Below are 18,061 nucleotides of genomic sequence, written 5' to 3' on the forward strand. Positions count from 1 at the left end.
GACCTCAAGGGTGGCATGGAAGCGCTTTTTTATCGTCTCCCGTTCTCCCATGCGATGAATAGACCGATCCTCCCAAGGCGCTGTGTGGTGATTACCGGTGCCAGCAGCGGCATTGGTCGGGCGCTGGCGCATGCGCTGGCCGCCCGAGGGCAACCGCTCTGCCTGCTGGCGCGTCGCCCGGCACCGCTGGCACAGCTGGCCGATCAGCTACGCCAGCAGCATCCCGAGACGCCGGTACAGGCGCTGGCGGGCGATTTGACGTGTCGCGAGACCCGCCATGGCGTCGTCACCGAGCTGCTGGACAATTTTCAGCAGCGACAGCTGTCGCTGGACGCCTTCGTGCACTGCGCCGGCCTGGGAACGCCGGCTGCCGATCTGCACGACTGGCAGCCGGACGACCTCGAGTCGGCGCTGCAGCTCAATGCCGTGGTTCCCCTGGCACTGATTCGTGCCCTGTTACCTTTCCTGCCCGCCGAACGTGAACCGGCGCGGTTGGTCCTGGTCGGTGCGGGCATCGATCAGCGTGTTCAACCCGGCACCGGCAGCTACGGCATCAGCAAGATGGCGCTGCGGCGACTCTTCGAGCAACTCACCCAGGAGCTGACGCCCTATCGGGCGCGGGTTGCCCTGTTTCAGCCGGGCCAGGTGGATACGCCGGGCCTGCGCCAGCATATCGCGGCCGCACGACGCTGCCAGCTGCCCCATGCCGCTTACCTGCAGGCGAGACTGGAGGAGGGGAGTGCCCTGAGTGCCGATCAGGCGGCCAATGTGTTGATCAGACTGCTTCGGCAGGTGCCTATCGAGGCGTTCGCCGGTCAAGAATGGCACGCGCGCCAGCTGACCGACGAACCCTCAGGGGGCAATCGCTAGACGAGCAGTCGCTGTCGCCAGGCCTGCAGCCGTTTCTGGATTGCCGTCACCAGCCCGAGTGGCGGCATGGCGGGCATGCAGAGCGTCAGCATGGGCGAACGAGTGGGGCGCTCTGCGCTGGCGTCGAGCTTGCGGGAATGGTCGAGATGACGCATGGCGGTGCCTCCTCTGGCCGACCGCCCAAGAGGCGGTCAATGGGTCGGATAAGCGATGAGTGTCGCGACCTTGGGGACAGCATGGTTGATGGTCTTTGTTGAATCCAACGAAAAGGATTACATTGAGCTTTCAGAAATTTTGAAAGGTGTGGCCATGCCGTTCTCTCCCTCGACGGCCCATGCGGGACCGCTGCCGCTGCTGGATACCGAGGTGCTGCGGACCTTCGTGGCGATTGCCGAACGCGGCAGCTTTACCCGTGCCGCGCGACAGGTATCCCGCACGCCGTCGGCGCTGAGCATGCAGATCAAGCGGCTGGAAGAAACCTTGGGGCAGAGACTATTCGTGCGCGAGGCGCGCCAGGTGCGGCTGACCCCGGAGGGCGAGGTGCTGCTGGGCTATGCGCGGCGCCTGCTCAAGCTCAACGAGGAGGCGGTGATGCGCTTCCTCGCTCCCCCGATGGAGGGCACGGTGCGCTTCGGCACCCCCGACGATCAGGGGTCGCGCATCCTGCCCGAGGTGCTGGCGCAATTCGCCCGCACGCACCCGGCGGTGCAGGTCGATGTCGTTGTCGGTGGCAGCGTGAGCATGCAACGCCGGCTGGAGGCCGGCGAGCTCGACCTCATCCTGATGACCGCCGGTACCCCGGGGCAGACGGCGGTCCAGGGCGAGGTCGTGCATACCGAGCCACTGGTGTGGGCCGGTCGTGACGGTGGCGTAGCGGCCTGGCGCTCGCCGCTGCCGTTGGCCCTGGCGAGTCAGGGGTGGCCTTGGCGTGGCAGGGCGTTGTCCGCCCTCGACGCTATCGGCCGGGCGTATCGCATCGCCTACACCAGCGAACACTGGGCCGGCCAGGAGGCCGCGATGCTTGCCGATATCGCCGTGGCGCCCTTTCCCGTGAGCCTGGTGAAGTCGCCTCTACGTCAACTACCCCGCGAGGTCGGGTTGCCCGACCTGGGTGACTACCATGTCGTGCTGGTGCGCCGTGAGGGGGCGGGGGAGGCAAGCGAAGCGCTGGCCGGCCAGGTGATCAAGGCGTTTCGCGAGCTGCGCCGCTAGAGTGCCTGGTGCTCGGCTGATCCGCGGCTGACTTTCCCCGAATCAGCCCTCGGCGCGCGCCAGCGGCCCGGCGTTGATCCTCGATAGCGCCTCGTTGGTCTCGAGAATCTGCGCCTCGATGCCGCTCACGCCCATGCCTTCCAGCCGGGCGGTGTGCATCTGGCGGTAGGCCTCGGCGTCCTGCCGGGTGGCGAAGAGGTAGACGCCGCCGGCCAGCTGGCGTTCGGCGTCCTCGGTCCAGATCTTCCACAGCAGGCCGGGTTCGTCGTTGATGGATTCGGCCAGCGGGGCGAGGGCCTCGGCCATCTCGTCGCCGAAGGGGCCGGGAAAGGGGAAGTGTACCTGCAGTATCACGGCCATAGGGCCTCCTTATCGGACTGATTGCCACCCCTGGCCCCGCCAGGGCCTGGTGGATGCACCGTTGGTGGGGTAGTGTCGCAAAATGTGGACACCGGGCGGGGCATTGGCGATAGTCGCGCCCCACCCGGGTCGCGTTCCTGGCCAGGCGGGCCGCCCGGGACTGCTGCCATCCTACATCGTCCATCCCGTCACGGGAGTTCCCATGCGTGTTCCTTCATGCCCTGCTCGTGTCTGCTGCCTGGTCGGCTGGCTGCTGCTGGCCGTTACCGGCACCGCCATCGCCGATGGCGCCGCCCCGGTGCTGACCCTGACCCGCGGCACAGACTCCCGCGAGCTGACCCTCGAGCAGGTCGAGGCACCGGGGCTTCACGCGGTGGAGATGCACCACCCGGAAGGGCCCGAGGGCAGCTTCGCCGGGGTCTGGCTGGATGACTTCCTCGCTGCCCGGGGCCTCGACGAGGCGCGCCGCGTCAGGTTCATCGCCCTGGACGACTACACGACTTTCCTCACCCCGGCGCAGCGGCGGGAGAAGCGCTACCTGCTGGTCACGCGCCTCGATGGCGAACCCGTCGGCGAGGCGTCGCTGGGACCCTTGATGCTGGTGGTACCCGAGGACGCCGCGGCCGCGCGGGAGGGCAGCGTACCGATGACACGCTGGATCTGGGCGATCCGCGAGATCAGCGCGAGATGAGGGCGACATCCTCACGCGGCCTGGGGCTGCGCCTGGTCGCGGCGTTCAGCCTGATCGCCTTGCTCTGCGCCCTGGCCGTCGCCTACTACGTCTCCCAGGCGCGCCAGCAGGTGGGAGCCGACTACACGGCGCTGGTCACCGACGTGGTAAGGGCCCAGCAGGATCCCGCCGCCCTGCGCATGACCCTGGACAGCCTGATCGACAGCCAGGATCGCATCCACCTGGAGCAGATCCATGCGCTGCTGTGGCGGATTCCCCGCCGTATCGAGGGCGTCCGGCTGCAGCTGCGCCGCAGCGAGCTGGTGCCCGAGAGCTACGGCGAGCTGCTCGAGGAACTGGATCATGTGGAGTCGCGACTGCCGGCCCTGGAGGCCAGCGTCGACGTTGCCGCCGAGCAGGGCCTCGACGATCAGGGCAGTGAGGCCATCCTGGCCCTGGGCATGGAGGTCGAGGAGGGGCTGGCCTGGGCCTACAGCGAGCTGAACGAGTTGGTCCACCGTGCCTCGGCCGACCAGCGCCAGCTGATGGAGCGCCTGGCGCTGGCCGTGGCGGTGCTGCTGCTCCTGTTGCTGCTGGCGATTGCCGCGGTAATGCGCATGCTGTTCCACCTGCATCGCCAGCGCGAGACCATGCGCCTGCAGAGCCGGACCGACGAGCTGACCGCCCTGGGCAACCGCCGCTGGCTGAGTGAGGCGGCGGGGGAGGCGTTCGAGCGGCGTTGCCGCCACGGAGTACCGCTGAGCCTGATGCTGCTGGACCTGGACCACTTCAAGCGGATCAACGACGCCTATGGGCATCCGGTTGGCGACGCGGTGCTGGTCGCCTTTTCCCAAACCCTCGAGCGGCAGGTGCGTCGCGTCGACAGGGTGGCGCGGATGGGGGGCGAGGAGTTCGCGATCCTGATGCCCGACAGCGAGCTGGCGGATGCCGAGGCCCTGGCCGAGCGAATCCTGCGTGCGACTCGGGCGATGCCGCTGCCCGGACCGGCCGCCGAGCACCGGCTGACGGTGAGCATCGGGGTGGTCGAGGCCGAGGAGGAACGGAGCTTCGACCGCCTCTACAGCCGGGCCGACCAGCTGCTCTACCGAGCCAAGGCGGACGGGCGTGACCGGGCCGTGGCCGGCCACGCGGCGCCTCGTCCCGCTGCTGGCGGGGTGGCCGCCTACCACGACGCAGGCGTCGCGCAGGAAGCTCTAAGTGCAAATACCCGCCGCTGATCGAGGCGCGCGCCTCGCCTTGATGCAGTCGCCCGCTGCTCGATGCAGCACGATGCCGGTCCAGTCCGGGAACATGCCCAGGATGAACACCAGGAACAGCATCAGGATCAGCGACATGGGCGGCAGCACGTACTTGGCCAGCATCACCAGCAGCTCGCGGGTGCTGGTCTTGGCCTGCTCCGCCTCCACGTCCAGCGGGCCGTGGAGCGAGACGAAAGCCACCACCTCTCTCGATAATGGGTGAGAAGGGCGAAGCCCCATCACGGCCGAGCGGAGTGAGATAGCTCGGCTATCTCTCGCGGCGGTAAGCACAACAGGTGGTAAGCTGATTGACTCGGGTCTGACACATGCCGGCCTGGTGGGTAGGCACGGCCGCCTGGTCGATCAGCGGTCATCCGCACGAGCTGGTGCAACAGCGCTTCGGGAATCCCGCTATTCAGGAGAGAACATGCCGGTCTATACCAGTATCGAAGATCTGCGACGTCACTACGTGCGCCGCACGCCGAAGATGTTTTACGACTATGCCGAATCCGGCAGCTGGACGGAGCAGACGTTTCGCGAGAACAGCAGCGACTTCCAGCATATCCACCTCAAGCAGCGGGTGGCCGTCGACATGGCCGGGCGCACTACGCGTAGCCAGATGATCGGGGAGGACGTCTCCATGCCGGTAGCCTTGGCGCCGGTCGGGCTGACGGGGATGCAGTCTGCCGACGGTGAGATCAAGGCCGCTCGGGCAGCCGAGGCGTTCGGCGTGCCCTTCACGCTATCGACCATGTCGATCTGTTCGATCGAAGACGTCGCCGAGCACACGACCCAGCCTTTCTGGTTTCAGGTCTACACCCTCAAGGATGATGACTTCATGCGTCGCCTGTTCGAGCGTGCCAAGGCCGCCAAGTGTTCCGCGGTTGTCGTCACGGTGGATCTGCAGGTGCTGGGCCAGCGTCACAAGGACATCAAGAACGGGCTGTCGGCCCCGCCCAAGCTGACCGCGCGCTCGATTGCCAACATGGCCACGAAGATTCCCTGGGGGCTGGAGATGCTGCGCACCAAGCGCCGCTCGTTCGGCAATATTGTCGGCCATGCCAAAGGCGTGACCGACCCGTCGTCACTCTCCACCTGGACGGCGGAAGCGTTCGATGTGTCGCTGGATTGGCAGCGCATCGCCCAGTTCAAGAAGTGGTGGGGAGGAAAGCTGATCGTCAAGGGCATCATGACGCCGGAGGATGCGCGGCGCGCGGTGGAGGTCGGCGTTGATGCGATCATCGTCTCCAACCACGGAGGGCGTCAGCTGGATGGGGCGCTCAGCTCCATTCGCATGCTGCCATCGATCATCGAGGCGGTGGGCGACCAGGTCGAGGTCCACTTCGATTCGGGCATTCGTTCCGGCCAGGATGCGCTGAAGGCGCTGGCGCTGGGGGCCAAGGGCACCTACATCGGCCGTGCGTTCACCTACGGCCTGGGCGCCGCCGGAGAGGCAGGCGTGACCAAGGCCCTCGAGATCATCCACAAGGAGCTGGATACGACCATGGCCCTGTGTGGAGAGACCGACGTCAAGAACCTCGGGGCGCACAACCTCTACGTGCCGCAGGGCTTTGCCGATCCGACCGTCAAGCTATGATAGCGACCAGGCTGGGAGAACCTGGCCAGGTCGCGTGAACGGTGCAGGCCTGCATGAGGCTGGATTACCAGTGACGCGTGCCAGGCGCGCCCTTGATCTGGCCTCGCAGGTTGGGCGTGACCCATCCGCCATAGAAATCCCCCGGTTGGGGAATCACCTCGATATCCCCGACCAGGCAACGCTGCATGCAGGCCGCATAGAAGGCCAGGTAACCGGCCATGGGGCGAAAAGCGGCGGAGGGGTGTTCGTAACACCAGGCTGCGCGTCGAGCGACGTGTCGAGCTCCTGACACGTCGAAGTAGCGTGCGACCCCCTTCCACTCGCAGAAGCTGCTACCGGTGACGGGACGCAGCACGTCCGCCACGTCATCGGGCGGAAAATAGTAGGTCGGGGCATGGTGAGTCTCAAGCACGCGATAGCCTCGCAAGGTGTAGGCGATGCGCGCATCATCCAGGTAGATGCTCAACGGCTCGGCGAAGGGTTCCAGCACGGCGGGGCGCGGGTACGACTGAACGTCTTCTATCGGCAGTGATGTCATGACAGCAACCCAGTGAACAGTAGAAGAGCTACCAGCATAAGTCTTTTCGCTCTCGTTCATCAGGGCGAAGAGGCCCGCGCCCGGTCCCTTCACCCCGCTAGATCCTTTCGAGGTCTAACCCGGCGGCTGCCTGCCGGTGGATATTACCGGCAGGCTCGCGAGATCGACGTCCCCGTGCTGGCTGGTCAACGTAAAGTGGCTCTGGCTTCCCCGCTGCTGGGCAATGCCACCCGAGCCCGCGGGGATTGAGTGAATGCATGACGCTAGCCTTTACCCGGTGCCAATGCGCCAAGCCTGGCCGACGTGACATACCTGTTCCTAGATTACCTGACTCCGCCGCTGCATCCAGCGCATCGCGAGCCAGCACAGCGCCGCCCAGGCAGCCCCAGCCGTCCATCCGGCAAGGACATCCGTCGGCCAATGCACCCCGAGGTAGACACGGCTCATGCCCACCAGCAGCGTGAGCAGTATCGCCAGCATCAGGATGTAGGCCTTCAGCCTCAGCTCGGGCTGTACGCGGATGAGCAGGGCGGCGAGGGTGAGGTAGGTCACCGCAGACATCATCGCGTGGCCGCTGGGGAAGCTGGCGGTGTAGACGCTGGCGTCATGAGGCACAAGATCGGGCCGAGGGCGGTCAAAGCCCACCTTCATCAGTGTACTGAGCAGTATTCCGCCAGGCACCGCGATCGAGGCAAAGAGCGCCGCGCGGTAGTGTCGGGCGAGAATCAGGTAGCCCAGGGCCCCGAGCGAGACCAGTGCCAGTACGCCGACACCGCCGAGCGCAGTAAAGTCCCGCCCCAGCTCTTCTACCCAGCCCGGGCCGAGGGGGTCGGCATGGTCGGCAGGATTGCGCAGGGAGAGCAGCAGGGTCTCATCGATGCTCCGGGTCTCACCCTCGGAGACCTCCTCGGCCAGTTCGACGAAGCCCCAGACCCCGCCGAACAGGATCAGGACGCACAGTAGCGCCCCTAGCTCGTAGCGAGCGAGCCGAGCCAGCGTGGAAAGGGATCGGCGTCCCATCCGTTCGGTCTTCTCGAAGTGTTTCATAGCAACTCCACTGCTGTGAAATCGCTCATGGACGAAAGGCTGGCTTGCAAAAGCTGGCTCGCCAGATCGTCAACGAGAACTCAGTGGATTGCGTCGAGTCCCTATGCCTCGCGTTCTGCCAGCGCCGCCGCGATGGTGATCCTCCCCGCGATGGTGATGAAACTCTGCCATCACCCGGGGAGGTAACCGCCCCCAGGTCGTCGAACCGCATGCGATTCACCGGCCCGATACGAAGCCGGGCCGGCCGCCACCTCAGCCCAGGCGGCTTGCCACGGCGTCGAGGAAGCCCTGCATGTCGACGATGGTCTCCGCGGCGGGGTCGGTGGTCTTGCCCTTGAGGTCGCCGGTGATGATGCCGTCGGCGACGGTATCGATCAGCGCGGCCTTCAAACGATGCGCATAGTCGACGAGCGCCGCGTTGTCCTCGCGCTCGCCGAGGGTCTCCAGGGCGTTGGCCACGGCGAACAGCAGGGCCGAGGAGTTGAAGTGGGCCACCTTGCCGTCGCTCTCCTGGTAGGTCAGGTAGAGGTCGTGGGCGGTGCCGTGGGGCGCCTCGAAGAGCATGGTGCCGCTCTTGCTCTCGATGATCGAGCTGGCGGTGGCCAGGCTGCCGCCGAGGGCGGCGGAGATGTCCGAGAAGATGTCGCCGTCGAGGTTCTGCGCCGGGTAGAGGGCATTGCGCGGCGGGTCGGTGATCATCTTGATCAGCTGGCTGGAGGGCCGCATGATCATGAACGATGGCGGCGGGGTGTCGGCTTCGGCGAGCTCACGGCGCACGTCGGTGATCACGGTGCTGAACACCTCGTCGTACTCCATGTACTCGCGCTTGAGGCCGAAGTAGACCTCCTTGTCCTTGCGCGAGGCGTCGCGGAACACCTGCAGCACCCAGTCCTTGATCGCCTCGTGGTCGTTGGACATCAGCAGGATGGGGTCGCCCTTCTGCACGTGGCGGGCGTGCTTCTCCTCGCCGTCGACGATCACCTTGAGGATGCCGTCCTCCTCGGCGGGGGCGTTGAAGCTGCCGTACTGGTCGCCGCCGCCGGCGCTCATGCGCGAGATGGAGACCTGGGCCTTGCGGTCCGGGATGCCAAACTGCTTGAGCTGCTCGACCAGCTTATGGAGCTTGCGGCCGGTGGTGTTGTCCGGCACGCCCCAAAGCGCTCGCTCCGGCGGGTTGGCGACGAGGCGGGCGGCCTGGGCGTCGATCAGCTCGTAGTGGTAGGCGAGTCCCAGCGCCTCGACCTGCGCCTTGTAGTCGCTCTCGTAGATGTCCTCGATGGCGGCACGCATCACGCCGTCGTAGCCGGCGATCACGGTGTCCTTCAGGCCCAGGTAGATGTCGCGCTGCTCGTCGATGGCGCGCTGGAAGAAGCGGTGCGCCCAGGCCTTGACCTCCTCCAGGTCGTTGGTGGCGAGCAGCCAGGGGTCGCCCTTCTTGACCTCGCGGCGGTGCAGCTCTATCGAGTCACCGCTGGCCCCCACGAACATCAGCTTGACGATGCCGGTGGCGCGGGAGAGCTCGTTGAAGCTGTCCTTGATGCCGCCCTCTTCCATCGTTTCCACGACGATGTCGCGGCCGACCCACTCGGGGCGCTGAACCTTCAGGTTGCGAAACTGGATGTCCTCGCGGGTGATGTTGCCGCCGATGCCCTTGCGGATGGCGCCGTTGGGCGACTTGGTGGCCAGTGGATGCAGCTTGGTACCGTCGAGCTCGGGATGGGCGGCGAGCAGTTCGCCCAGCTGAGCGCGGTTGACCGTCATCCCCGCGTTCTTCACGCCCACCCCGTGGCGCTTGAGCGCCTCGATGGCGTCGATCACCGCCTGGCCGTTGGTGACCAGGCGGTTCTCCGCGGTCAGGTCGACCTCTACCAGCTCGATGTCCAGCGGTGAGGTCACGAAGGTGTCGAGGATTCTCTCGAAGGCCACTTGCGCCATCTCGTCGCCGTGCAGGATGACCAGGGGGGCTTTAACGTTGATCTTGCTGCTCATCACTCTTCCCTTGTTGAGATGATGGAAACCGTTGCGATGCTCGAATGCGCACAGGGTACGCCTGCCGCCGGCCCTGCGCCATGCATCCAAGGTGCCGGTCAGTGCCCCTCGGGGTCGGTGGCCCAGCGCTCGTCGGGGTGCACCTCGTTGGCGGGCAGCACCGGGTCGTAGCCCTCGGCGCGCAGCGCGGCGATCACCTCGCGGGTGTGGTCGCTGCCCAGGGTCTCGAGGGTGGCCTCGACCTCGGTGGCGCGCAGCGAGAGGTCGGTGAAGGTGCGCTGGTGGGCGATCTGGATGACGTTGGCGCGCTGCTCGGCGAGCAGACGGGTGAGCTCGGCCAGCGAGCCGGGCACGTCGGGGATGCCGACCCGCACCCGTACGATGCGCCCGGAGCGTACCAGACCGCGCTGGATCACCGAGGAGAGCGCCAGCATGTCGATGTTGCCGCCGCACAGCACCAGCCCCACCTTGCGGCCGCGGTAGCGCGCCGGGTCGGTGAGCAGGGCGGCGAGCCCGGCGGCGCCGGCGCCCTCGGCGACGCTCTTCTCGATCTCCAGCAGCATCAGGATGGCGCGCTCGATCTCGGGCTCGTCGACCAGCACGATGTCGCTGACCAGCTCGCGCACGATCTCCCGGGTCAGGGTGCCGGGCTGCTTCACGGCGATGCCCTCGGCCAGGGTGGCCAGGCCGCAGTGGATCTCCTCACCGGCCAGCGCCTGTTTCATGGCGGGAAAGCGCTTGGTCTGCACGCCGATCACCTCGATCTCGGGCTTCAGCGCCTTGGCCGCCACGGCGTTGCCGCTGATCAGTCCGCCGCCGCCGATGGGGATCACCAGGCAGTCGAGGTCCGGGACATCCTCGAGCATCTCCGGGGCAATGGTGCCCTGCCCGGCGATGATCCGCTCGTCGTCGTAGGGGTGCACGAAGACCAGGTGTCGCTCCTCGGCCAGGCGGCGGGCATAGGCCCCGGCCTCGTCGACGCCGTTGCCCTCCAGGTGCACCTCGGCCCCGAAGTTGCGGGTGTTGCGCACCTTGAGGTTGGGGGTGTGGCGGGGCATGACGATGGTGGCGTGGATGCCCAGCCGGGTGGCGTGATAGGCCACCGCCTGGGCGTGGTTGCCCGCCGACATGGCGATCACTCCCCGGGCACGTTCCTCGGGGCTGAGCGAGAGCAGGTGGTTGAGGGCGCCGCGCTCCTTGAAGGAGGCGGTGAACTGGTGGTTTTCGAACTTGATGTAGAGCTCACAGCCGGTGAGCTGCGAGAGGGTGGTGGAGTGCAGGCAGGCGGTGCGCTCCACGCTCCCCTGGAGTCGCGCGGCGGCCTGTCGGACGTCGTCGAGGGTCACGCTCATGGGAGGGTCGTCTCCGTTGTCGAGGTGGTGTCGGGCATCAGGCGTCTGCCGGGTGGGGCAGGCGCGCTGCCAGGGCGAACACGTGGAGATCTTCCACGCCGAGTTCGCGCAGGGCCTGGGCCAGGTTGACCAGGTAGTCGCGGTTGGGGCCGCTGGGGCCGTGGGCCACGGCGATCTGCTCGGCGATGGCGTCGAGTGGGGCGTCACCGAGGAAGGCGGCGTTGTCCTCGGTGGCGAGGTACACCAGCCCCTCGGCGCTCAAAGGCGGAGCGGCGTCGTCGAAGTGCAGCCGGGTCACCTCGCGCAGGTAACCGTTCTTCTCGCGTACGTCGAGCGGGCCGAGCACCTCGGGGGTGATGCGATAGGCCATGCCGTGGCAGGTCGCGCCGGGCGCGCGCACCAGGGTGACCACGCGACCCGGCGCCTCGGGGGTGCCGCGGTGGTCGTGGGAGCCCTGCCAGAAGCGGCGCACCCAGCCATGGATAGACGCCGGGCGGCGCTCGAGGAAGGGAAAGTCGGCCTTCCAGATCAGTGAGCCGTAGCCGAACAGCCAGATCTCGTCGTGGCCGTCGAAGTGGGTCATCTGCCGGTTGTGGTGGGTCGTGTCGAGGGTCATCCCTGAATGATGCGTCGGCCGGCGGCGAATGTCGACGTGGCCGCCATCGACGTCCGCCAGGCCGGCGGGTATCTTGTCGGCTTCTCGGCCGGTACCGGCCGCAACATGCATCGTGCAGGGGCAGGAAAGATGGATAACGTCGTGATGTGGTTGGCCACCGGCTTGGGGACGGGGCTCTCGCCCTGGGCCTCGGGCACGGTCGGCTCCCTGCTGGGGCTGCCGCTGGCGTGGTGGGTGCTGGGGCGCACTCGGCGAGCGCAAGTGGCTGTGACGCTGGTGCTGCTGCTCGCCGCGGTGCCGGTGTGCCATCTGGCCGAGCAGTCACTGGGCGCCAAGGATGACGGACGCATCGTGCTCGACGAGATCGTCGCCTTCCCGGTGGCGGTGCTGGGCCAGACGGCGGCGCGCCAGCCCTGGGTCATGGCCTCCGCCTTCGTGGTCTACCGGCTCTTCGACGCCACCAAGCCGCCGCCCATCCACCTGGCCGAGACGGTACCCGGCGGTGCCGGTATCGTCCTGGATGATGTGCTGGCCGCACTCGTCTCCTGGCTGGTGGTGGCCGGTGGCCTCATCCTGTGGCGGCGGCGTCAGGCGTCCTGATCGCGGGGCGGGAAGGTAACGTCGAAGCCGCGGGCATCGAGCTGGCGGATGTCGCACGGCCGGCCCTGGTCATCGAGTTCCACCAGGCCGATGCCGGCGCCGTTCCATAGCCGCTCGCCGGCCTTGGCGCGGTCCGGGTCGCGCGGGGTGATCGCCATGCGCCGGCGCTTGGTGAACCAGTTGAGCGGCGAGCGCGGGGCGTAGAGCCAGCGGTTCAGGCGGTCGAACCAGTCGAGCAGGGTGCCGGGGAAGGCGTTCTTGATGCCGCTGGAGGTGATCTGCCAGATCCTCGGCCCCTCGCGGCGCTGGCGGATACGGATGTCGTAGGCGAAGGAGTAGTGCACGTCGCCGGAGAGGATCACGTAGTGCCCCGGGGTGCGCGAGTGGCGGAAGATGTTGAGCATCACGCTGGCCGCGCCGCGGTGGGCCATCCAGTTCTCGGCGTCGACCAGCAGCGGCCTGCCGGCCAGGGTGAAGAGCCGCTGGATGGTCTCGATCAGCTTGACGCCGAACATCGGGGCCGGAGAGACGATCACCACCGAGGTGGCCCCGAGGATCTGCTGCTGCAGCTCCGAGAGCGCCTCCCAGTCCATGAGGCCGGAGGGGCGTTTCGGGCTGCGCTCGCTGCGCCAGCGCCGGGTGCGAGTGTCCAGTACCACCAGCTTCGGCTCGCCCTCGACCTCCACTTCCCAGCCCTGGAAGCGCAGCAGCCGGTCGATGACGGCGTCCTGCTCCTCCGCGGGCAGCCAGCCCTGATTGTCGGCGGCCGATGCCAGCAGTGTGGCGGCCTCGCCCAGCGGTTCGGCCAGGCGGTCCGGGTCGTTGCCCCAGCCCTGGCAGAGCAGGTAGGCGAGCAAGGCGTTGCCGATGATGCGCCGCGAGAAGGGGTGCCCGTAGGCGGTACGCTCCCAGTCCGCGGTGAGGTTCCAGTCGTCGGTGATGTCGTGGTCGTCGAAGATCATCAGCGAGGGCAGGTGGGCCATCACCCGGGCGGCGGCGGGCAGGCCCTCGGCGAAGCGCTCGATGACCGCTCGCTGCTCGCCGAAGGGCACCGCATCCTGCTCGGCCAGCGTCGGTTCACTCATCTCGACCAGCCGCCAGGGCACCGGCGACCAGACCAGCAGGTACATGGCGATGACCTCGGCGAGGCTCATCAGGTGGTTGTGGGCATTGGCCGAGGTGAAGACCGGCTTGCGTACCCCGCCGAAGAAGCGCTCGCGCAGGTCCTCGCTGCTTTCGATATCCGGCAGTAGCGCCTCGCGCCGGTAGTAGGTGGCACTGTCCGCGTAGAGGGCCTGGCTGTCGGCCACGGTTGCCCCCTCCAGGGTCTCGTCGAACAGGCCCAGGCGGCGGATCAGGGCATGGATGGCGACCAGCATCGGGCCGGCGACGTCGTCGGCGTAGACCTGGTCGCCGGTCATCAGCAGCCAGGCGGGCCAGGCCTCGGGGGTCTCCCGGCGCTCGGCCAGCCAGGCATCGGCACGCACCAGGCCGTCGGGGCCGTCGTGGTGGGGCCGGCGGCAGGAGCCATGGAGCAGGCGGCGGTGGCTATCGGCCAGCACGAAGGCGGGGTGCGTGGCGCCTTCGTGCAGCAGGTGGGGCGCCCAGTCGGCGATGCCGCGCTCGCCCCCGCCGTCGCTCCCGTCCGGGGCGAGCTTCAGGTCATAGTCGATGCGCACGCCGCGGGGCAAGGGCGTGTCGAGGGCCACGTCGATCAGGTGCAGCCACGCATGCCGGCCCAGCGGCAGGCGCTGCACGCGGCGCGCGTTGAGGGTCAGGCGGCGCGGCGGGTGTCCGGCAGGGTGCAGCATCAGGCCGAGCTCGAGGGGGCGCGAGCCCACCAGCCAGATCACCAGGCGCTCCGCGCTCAGGCGCCGCAGGAGGGGGCCGGCGAGGACCTCGGGCAGGGGGGCGGTGTCTCGGGACATGGCAATCCTTTGCGTCGCTGGTGCCGCGGTGGTCGACGGCACTGGTCGTGATCAGGTCAACAGACTAGGCTGGCGGCGGTTTCGTTCCACTTTGCCCTTTCCCTGATGGAGATCCTGACCATGACCGTGATGCTGCTCGGCCTGTTGATCTTTCTTGGTGTGCACTCGGTGCGCATCCTGGCCGACGACTGGCGAACCGCCCAGATCGAGCGAATGGGCGTGCTGCCCTGGAAGGCGGCCTATTCGGTGGTCTCGATCATCGGCCTGGCCCTGGCGATTTGGGGCTATGGCCAGATGCGCCTCGACCCGGTGTGGGTCTGGCAGCCGCCCGTGGGCCTGCGCCATGCCGTCTCGCTGCTGATGATCCCCGCCTTTGTGCTGCTGGTGGCGGCCTATGTGCCCCGCAACCACCTCAAGGCCAAGCTGGGCCATCCGATGATCATTGCGGTGAAGCTCTGGGCCTTCGCCCACCTGCTGGCCAACGGCCGGCTGGGTGACATCGTCTTCTTCGGGGCCTTCCTGCTGTGGGCCGTGTTCGACTTCCGTGCGGCCCGTCGTCGTCCCCGGCCGGAGAGCACCGCCCCGGGCATGGCCGGCACCGTCGCGACGGTGGTGATCGGCCTGGTGGCCTACTACCTGTTCGCCTTCCACCTGCATGTGTGGGTCACCGGGGTGCCGGTAATGTGACCTCGCCCCGGCGGCGGTGGCTTTCCCGCAGCTGGGCCTTTCCCTATATGGTGCTACGCTGATTGAGTCGACGCTGAACCGTCATCGGCGGGTCATGGCGTCGTCACCTCGCCACGCGATAACGGGGTGTGTCCCAGCCACCATGGAGAGCTCGTCATGTCGATCACACGTCGCCGTTTCCTCAAGGGCAGCCTGGCCGCCGGGGCCGTTGCCAGCGTGCCGTCCTTCTACGTCAACACGCTGCTGGCCCAGGAGCAGACCCTGCGCATCTACGCCTGGGCGGGCTACTTCAATGACCGGATGCTGGCCGACTTCACCGAGAAGACCGGCATCAAGGCCACCTTCACGCCCTACGGCACCAACGACGAGCTGATGAACTCGCTGCGGGCCAGCGACGGCAGCGGCTTCGACGTGATCATGCCCACCGTGGACCGCGTCCCCGGCTATCTCGACTACGACCTGATCCAGCCGCTGGACGAGTCGCGCATCAACTGGAGCGGTGCTTTGGACAGCGCCATCGAGGGCTCCGAGACCGGCGGCGTGGTGGACGGCAAGCGTTACTTCGCGCCCAGCGACTGGGGCACCGAGGCGATCACCTGGCATCGCCGCTTCGCCGACCTCGACCGTGCCAACCTGAGCTATGCCGACCTGTGGAACCCCGAACATGGCCAGGGCGTCACGGTGCGCGGCCACTCGGCGCTGGTCGGCATCGGCCTGTGGCTGGAGCGCGAGGGCCGGCTGCCGCACCCGCTGCTCGATTCCTACAGGAGCGAGGAGGCGATGCGCGCCAACTTCGACGTCATCCTCGAGGAGGCGGTCAAGCACAAGTCCATGCTGGTGCAGTTCTGGAACACCGAGAACGAGGCCCAGGCCGCCTTCCGCACCAACGGTGCGATCATCGGCCAGACCTGGGACTCCACCGCCTTCCGCCTGCAGCAGGAGGGCGAGGAGATCGCCTACGGCGCGCCGAAGGAGGGGGCGCTGGCCTGGATGGAGGGCTTCGTGATTCCCCGGAACGCCCAGAATCCGGACGCCGTCTACGAGCTGATCAACTGGTACTACACCCCCGAGGCGGGCGCCATGTTCGTCGAGGCCACCGGCTACAACTCCACCTCGAAGGGCGCGACAGAACTGCTTCCCGAGGCGACGCGCAACTTCTTCACCGCGTCCTACACCGAGGCGGACCTGGCCAACCTCTGGTGGTGGCCGATCCAGGAGCCCTGGTACGTGGCGCTGCGCAACGAGTACCAGGACCGCTACCTCTCCGCCTGACGGATGCCTGACCGCGAGGTGACCATGGACGGCAGCGTTCGCCTGGAGGAGGTGGTGATGCGCTTCGGCGACTTCACCGCCATCGACACGACGACGCTCGAGATCGGCTCGGGGGAGTTCTTCAGCTTCCTCGGCCCTTCGGGCTGCGGCAAGACCACCCTGCTCAACATGATCAGCGGCTTTCTGACCCCCAGCGAGGGCCAGGTGCTGATCGGCGGCGAGCCCATGGGCGGGGTGCCGGTCAACCGCCGTCCCACCGCGATGATCTTCCAGAACCTCGCGCTCTTCCCGCTGATGACGGTGTACGAGAACATCGAGTTCGGCCTGGAGGTGCGCGGGGTCGACCGCAAGGCGCGCCGCGAGGCCTCCGAGCGGCTGCTGGCGCTGGTGGCGCTGGAGGGTAGCGGGCCGAAGCAGATCGGCGAGCTCTCCGGCGGCCAGAAGCAGCGGGTGGCCATCGCCCGGGCGCTGGCCGTGGAGCCGCGGGTGCTGCTGCTCGACGAGCCGCTCTCGGCGCTGGACCTCAAGCTGCGCCAGCACATGCGTGCCGAGCTCAAGGCGATCCAGCGCAAGACCGGCATCACCTTCATCTACATCACCCACGACCAGGGTGAGGCGCTGACCATGTCCGACCGGGTGGCGGTGATGTCGGCGGGACGCATCCAGCAGGTGGCTGACCCGGTGACCCTCTACCGCTCGCCGGCCACCGGCTTCGTGGCGGCCTTCGTCGGCGAGAACAACCGGCTGGATACGACGCTGATCGAGCGCCAGGGCGAGCGGGTGCGCCTGGACGGCGGAGCGCTGGGCGAGCTGGCCGGGCGTGTCGCGGCCTCGTCGCGCCTGGAAAGCGGCGACCGCGCGGCGCTCTATATCCGCCCCGAGCATTTGCGCCCTGTCGAGGAGGGGGCCGCCGGCCCGACCCTCGCGGCTACTCTCGAGGCGGTGCATTTCGAGGGCGCCTGGGTGGTGCTGGAGGCGCGGCTCGATGCCTCCGGCGAGTTGCTCAGGGTGCAGCTGGGCCACGAGCACTCCCGGCAGTTCACGGATGCCCTGGTTGCCGGGCGGCGCATGAGCTTCGGCTATGACCCCGAGGATGCGGTGGTGCTGCCCGAGGATGGCAGCCCGCGGGTCGACGAGGCGACCGGCGAGGTGGTGGAGGTCGGCCATGTTTAGGCAGCTCGCCGCGCGTTTCGGCGGCCCGCTGGCCATGGCGATCCTCGGCCTGCTGGGCATCTGGCTGATCGTGATGGTCACCCTGCCGCAGCTGCAGATGATCGACTACTCGCTGCGCCCCAACCTGCTGCCGGCCCAGCGTGGCGGGCCTCAGGACGGCTGGACGCTGACCAACTACGCCACCCTGTTCGCCAACGACATCCACCGGGCGATCTTCTTCAAGACGCTATGGTCCAGCGTGCTGGTGACCCTGCTGACGCTTGGCGTGAGCTATCCGCTGGCCTGGTACCTGGCCAAGGTGGCCACTCCGCGGCAGGCGGCGCTGTGCATCCTGCTGCTGATCATTCCCTTCTGGATCAACGAGATCCTGCGTACCTACTCGTGGTTCATCATCCTCGCCTTCCGCGGGCCGTTGAACGAGGTGCTGATGATGCTGGGGCTGGTCGAGCGGCCGATCCGTTTCCTCAGCGGCGATGCCGGCGTGATGGTGGGCATGGTCTACGCCTACATCCTGTTCATGGTGTTCCCGGTCTACAACGCCATCGAGAGCCTCGACGACAACCAGGTGCGGGCGGCCCGCGACCTGGGGGCGGGGACGGTGCGCACCCATCGGCGCATCGTCATCCCCCATGCCAAGCCGGGGATCGCCACCGGCTGCATCATGACCTTCATGCTGGCGGCGGGCAGCTATGCGGTGCCGGCGCTGCTTGGCTCTCCGGGCAGCCGCTGGTTCACCCAGATCATCTACAACTGGTTCTTCGAGGGCGGCAACTGGAACCAGGGGGCGGCCTACGCCTTCCTGCTGCTGGTGCTGTGCATCGGCTTCATGTCATTGGTGATGAAGGTGTTCAAGGTGGGCCTGGGAGACATCGCCAAATGAGGAACTGGGCC

The 18,061-nt window shown here is 67.5% G+C and carries 19 protein-coding genes; 10 read left to right on the forward strand and 9 right to left on the reverse strand.

The window, feature by feature from the left end:
* Window positions 1–87: 87 nt before the first annotated feature.
* Window positions 88–870 carry an SDR family NAD(P)-dependent oxidoreductase gene (locus M8009_RS06255; RefSeq protein WP_250059954.1) on the forward strand — a complete coding sequence of 261 codons (783 nt, stop codon included), beginning with the start codon at window positions 88–90 and terminating at the stop codon, window positions 868–870.
* On the opposite strand, the gene M8009_RS06260 is transcribed toward M8009_RS06255, so the two are convergent.
* A complete protein-coding gene (locus M8009_RS06260) occupies window positions 867–1,025 on the reverse strand; it encodes a hypothetical protein (protein ID WP_250059956.1) in 159 nt (52 codons plus the stop codon). The two genes, M8009_RS06255 and M8009_RS06260, sit on opposite strands and share 4 nt — an antisense overlap.
* A gap of 154 nt (window positions 1,026–1,179) precedes the next feature.
* Here M8009_RS06260 and M8009_RS06265 point away from each other — a divergent pair, with 154 nt between their 5' ends.
* On the forward strand, window positions 1,180–2,082 hold the full coding sequence (locus M8009_RS06265; protein ID WP_250059957.1) for a LysR family transcriptional regulator: 903 nt from the start codon (window positions 1,180–1,182) through the stop codon (window positions 2,080–2,082).
* Window positions 2,083–2,124: 42 nt separating this feature from the next.
* Here M8009_RS06265 and M8009_RS06270 read toward each other — a convergent pair whose 3' ends face one another.
* Window positions 2,125–2,442 (reverse strand): monooxygenase, encoded by a 318-nt coding sequence (locus tag M8009_RS06270; RefSeq protein WP_250059959.1) that lies wholly within the window; start codon window positions 2,440–2,442, stop codon window positions 2,125–2,127.
* Window positions 2,443–2,644: 202 nt separating this feature from the next.
* On the opposite strand from M8009_RS06270, the gene M8009_RS06275 reads away from it, so the two are divergent.
* Window positions 2,645–3,133, forward strand: a complete 489-nt coding sequence (locus M8009_RS06275; RefSeq protein ID WP_250059961.1) for a hypothetical protein — start codon at window positions 2,645–2,647, stop codon at window positions 3,131–3,133.
* On the forward strand, window positions 3,130–4,350 hold the full coding sequence (locus M8009_RS06280; RefSeq protein ID WP_250059963.1) for a GGDEF domain-containing protein: 1,221 nt from the start codon (window positions 3,130–3,132) through the stop codon (window positions 4,348–4,350). Before M8009_RS06275 ends, M8009_RS06280 begins: the two co-directional genes overlap by 4 nt.
* Here M8009_RS06280 and M8009_RS06285 read toward each other — a convergent pair.
* Window positions 4,327–4,572, reverse strand: a complete 246-nt coding sequence (locus tag M8009_RS06285) for a hypothetical protein (protein ID WP_250059965.1) — start codon at window positions 4,570–4,572, stop codon at window positions 4,327–4,329. The genes M8009_RS06280 and M8009_RS06285 overlap by 24 nt on opposite strands.
* Window positions 4,573–4,798: 226 nt before the next feature.
* On the opposite strand from M8009_RS06285, the gene M8009_RS06290 reads away from it, so the two are divergent.
* Window positions 4,799–5,968, forward strand: a complete 1,170-nt coding sequence (locus M8009_RS06290) for an alpha-hydroxy acid oxidase (protein WP_250059966.1) — start codon at window positions 4,799–4,801, stop codon at window positions 5,966–5,968.
* 64 nt (window positions 5,969–6,032) lie between these two features.
* On the opposite strand, the gene M8009_RS06295 is transcribed toward M8009_RS06290, so the two are convergent.
* The 5 genes from M8009_RS06295 to M8009_RS06315 all read right to left on the reverse strand — a co-directional run bounded on the left by M8009_RS06295 (window position 6,033) and on the right by M8009_RS06315 (window position 11,510).
* Window positions 6,033–6,506, reverse strand: a complete 474-nt coding sequence (locus M8009_RS06295; protein WP_250059967.1) for a DUF427 domain-containing protein — start codon at window positions 6,504–6,506, stop codon at window positions 6,033–6,035.
* Window positions 6,507–6,824: 318 nt separating this feature from the next.
* Complete coding sequence (locus M8009_RS06300) at window positions 6,825–7,553, reverse strand: phosphatase PAP2 family protein (RefSeq protein WP_250059968.1); 729 nt, start codon at window positions 7,551–7,553, stop codon at window positions 6,825–6,827.
* A gap of 252 nt (window positions 7,554–7,805) precedes the next feature.
* Entirely contained in the window at window positions 7,806–9,542 is a 1,737-nt protein-coding gene (locus M8009_RS06305; protein ID WP_250059969.1) for an isocitrate/isopropylmalate family dehydrogenase, read from the reverse strand.
* Window positions 9,543–9,640: 98 nt separating this feature from the next.
* Complete coding sequence (locus M8009_RS06310; protein WP_250059970.1) at window positions 9,641–10,894, reverse strand: threonine ammonia-lyase; 1,254 nt, start codon at window positions 10,892–10,894, stop codon at window positions 9,641–9,643.
* A 37-nt stretch (window positions 10,895–10,931) separates the two neighbouring features.
* Window positions 10,932–11,510 (reverse strand): gamma-glutamylcyclotransferase, encoded by a 579-nt coding sequence (locus M8009_RS06315; RefSeq protein WP_250059971.1) that lies wholly within the window; start codon window positions 11,508–11,510, stop codon window positions 10,932–10,934.
* Between the two features lie 6 nt (window positions 11,511–11,516).
* Between M8009_RS06315 and M8009_RS06320 the strand changes: the two genes are divergently transcribed.
* Window positions 11,517–12,110 (forward strand): phosphatidylglycerophosphatase A family protein, encoded by a 594-nt coding sequence (locus M8009_RS06320; RefSeq protein WP_347709832.1) that lies wholly within the window; start codon window positions 11,517–11,519, stop codon window positions 12,108–12,110.
* Here M8009_RS06320 and M8009_RS06325 read toward each other — a convergent pair.
* Complete coding sequence (locus tag M8009_RS06325; protein WP_250059972.1) at window positions 12,098–14,038, reverse strand: alkaline phosphatase D family protein; 1,941 nt, start codon at window positions 14,036–14,038, stop codon at window positions 12,098–12,100. The two genes, M8009_RS06320 and M8009_RS06325, sit on opposite strands and share 13 nt — an antisense overlap.
* 120 nt (window positions 14,039–14,158) lie before the next feature.
* Between M8009_RS06325 and M8009_RS06330 the strand changes: the two genes are divergently transcribed.
* The 4 genes from M8009_RS06330 (at window position 14,159) to M8009_RS06345 (ending at window position 18,050) form a co-directional block, all read left to right on the forward strand.
* Entirely contained in the window at window positions 14,159–14,725 is a 567-nt protein-coding gene (locus M8009_RS06330; protein ID WP_250059973.1) for an NnrU family protein, read from the forward strand.
* A 156-nt stretch (window positions 14,726–14,881) separates the two neighbouring features.
* Window positions 14,882–15,997 carry a substrate-binding domain-containing protein gene (locus tag M8009_RS06335; protein WP_250059974.1) on the forward strand — a complete coding sequence of 372 codons (1,116 nt, stop codon included), beginning with the start codon at window positions 14,882–14,884 and terminating at the stop codon, window positions 15,995–15,997.
* A 24-nt stretch (window positions 15,998–16,021) separates the two neighbouring features.
* Window positions 16,022–17,170, forward strand: coding sequence for an ABC transporter ATP-binding protein (locus M8009_RS06340; RefSeq protein WP_250059975.1), 1,149 nt, complete (start codon window positions 16,022–16,024; stop codon window positions 17,168–17,170).
* Window positions 17,163–18,050, forward strand: coding sequence for an ABC transporter permease (locus tag M8009_RS06345; protein ID WP_250059976.1), 888 nt, complete (start codon window positions 17,163–17,165; stop codon window positions 18,048–18,050). Before M8009_RS06340 ends, M8009_RS06345 begins: the two co-directional genes overlap by 8 nt.
* Window positions 18,051–18,061 lie beyond the last annotated feature (11 nt).

Origin of the sequence: Halomonas gemina, assembly GCF_023554995.1 — a bacterium.
Classification (GTDB): domain Bacteria; phylum Pseudomonadota; class Gammaproteobacteria; order Pseudomonadales; family Halomonadaceae; genus Halomonas; species Halomonas gemina.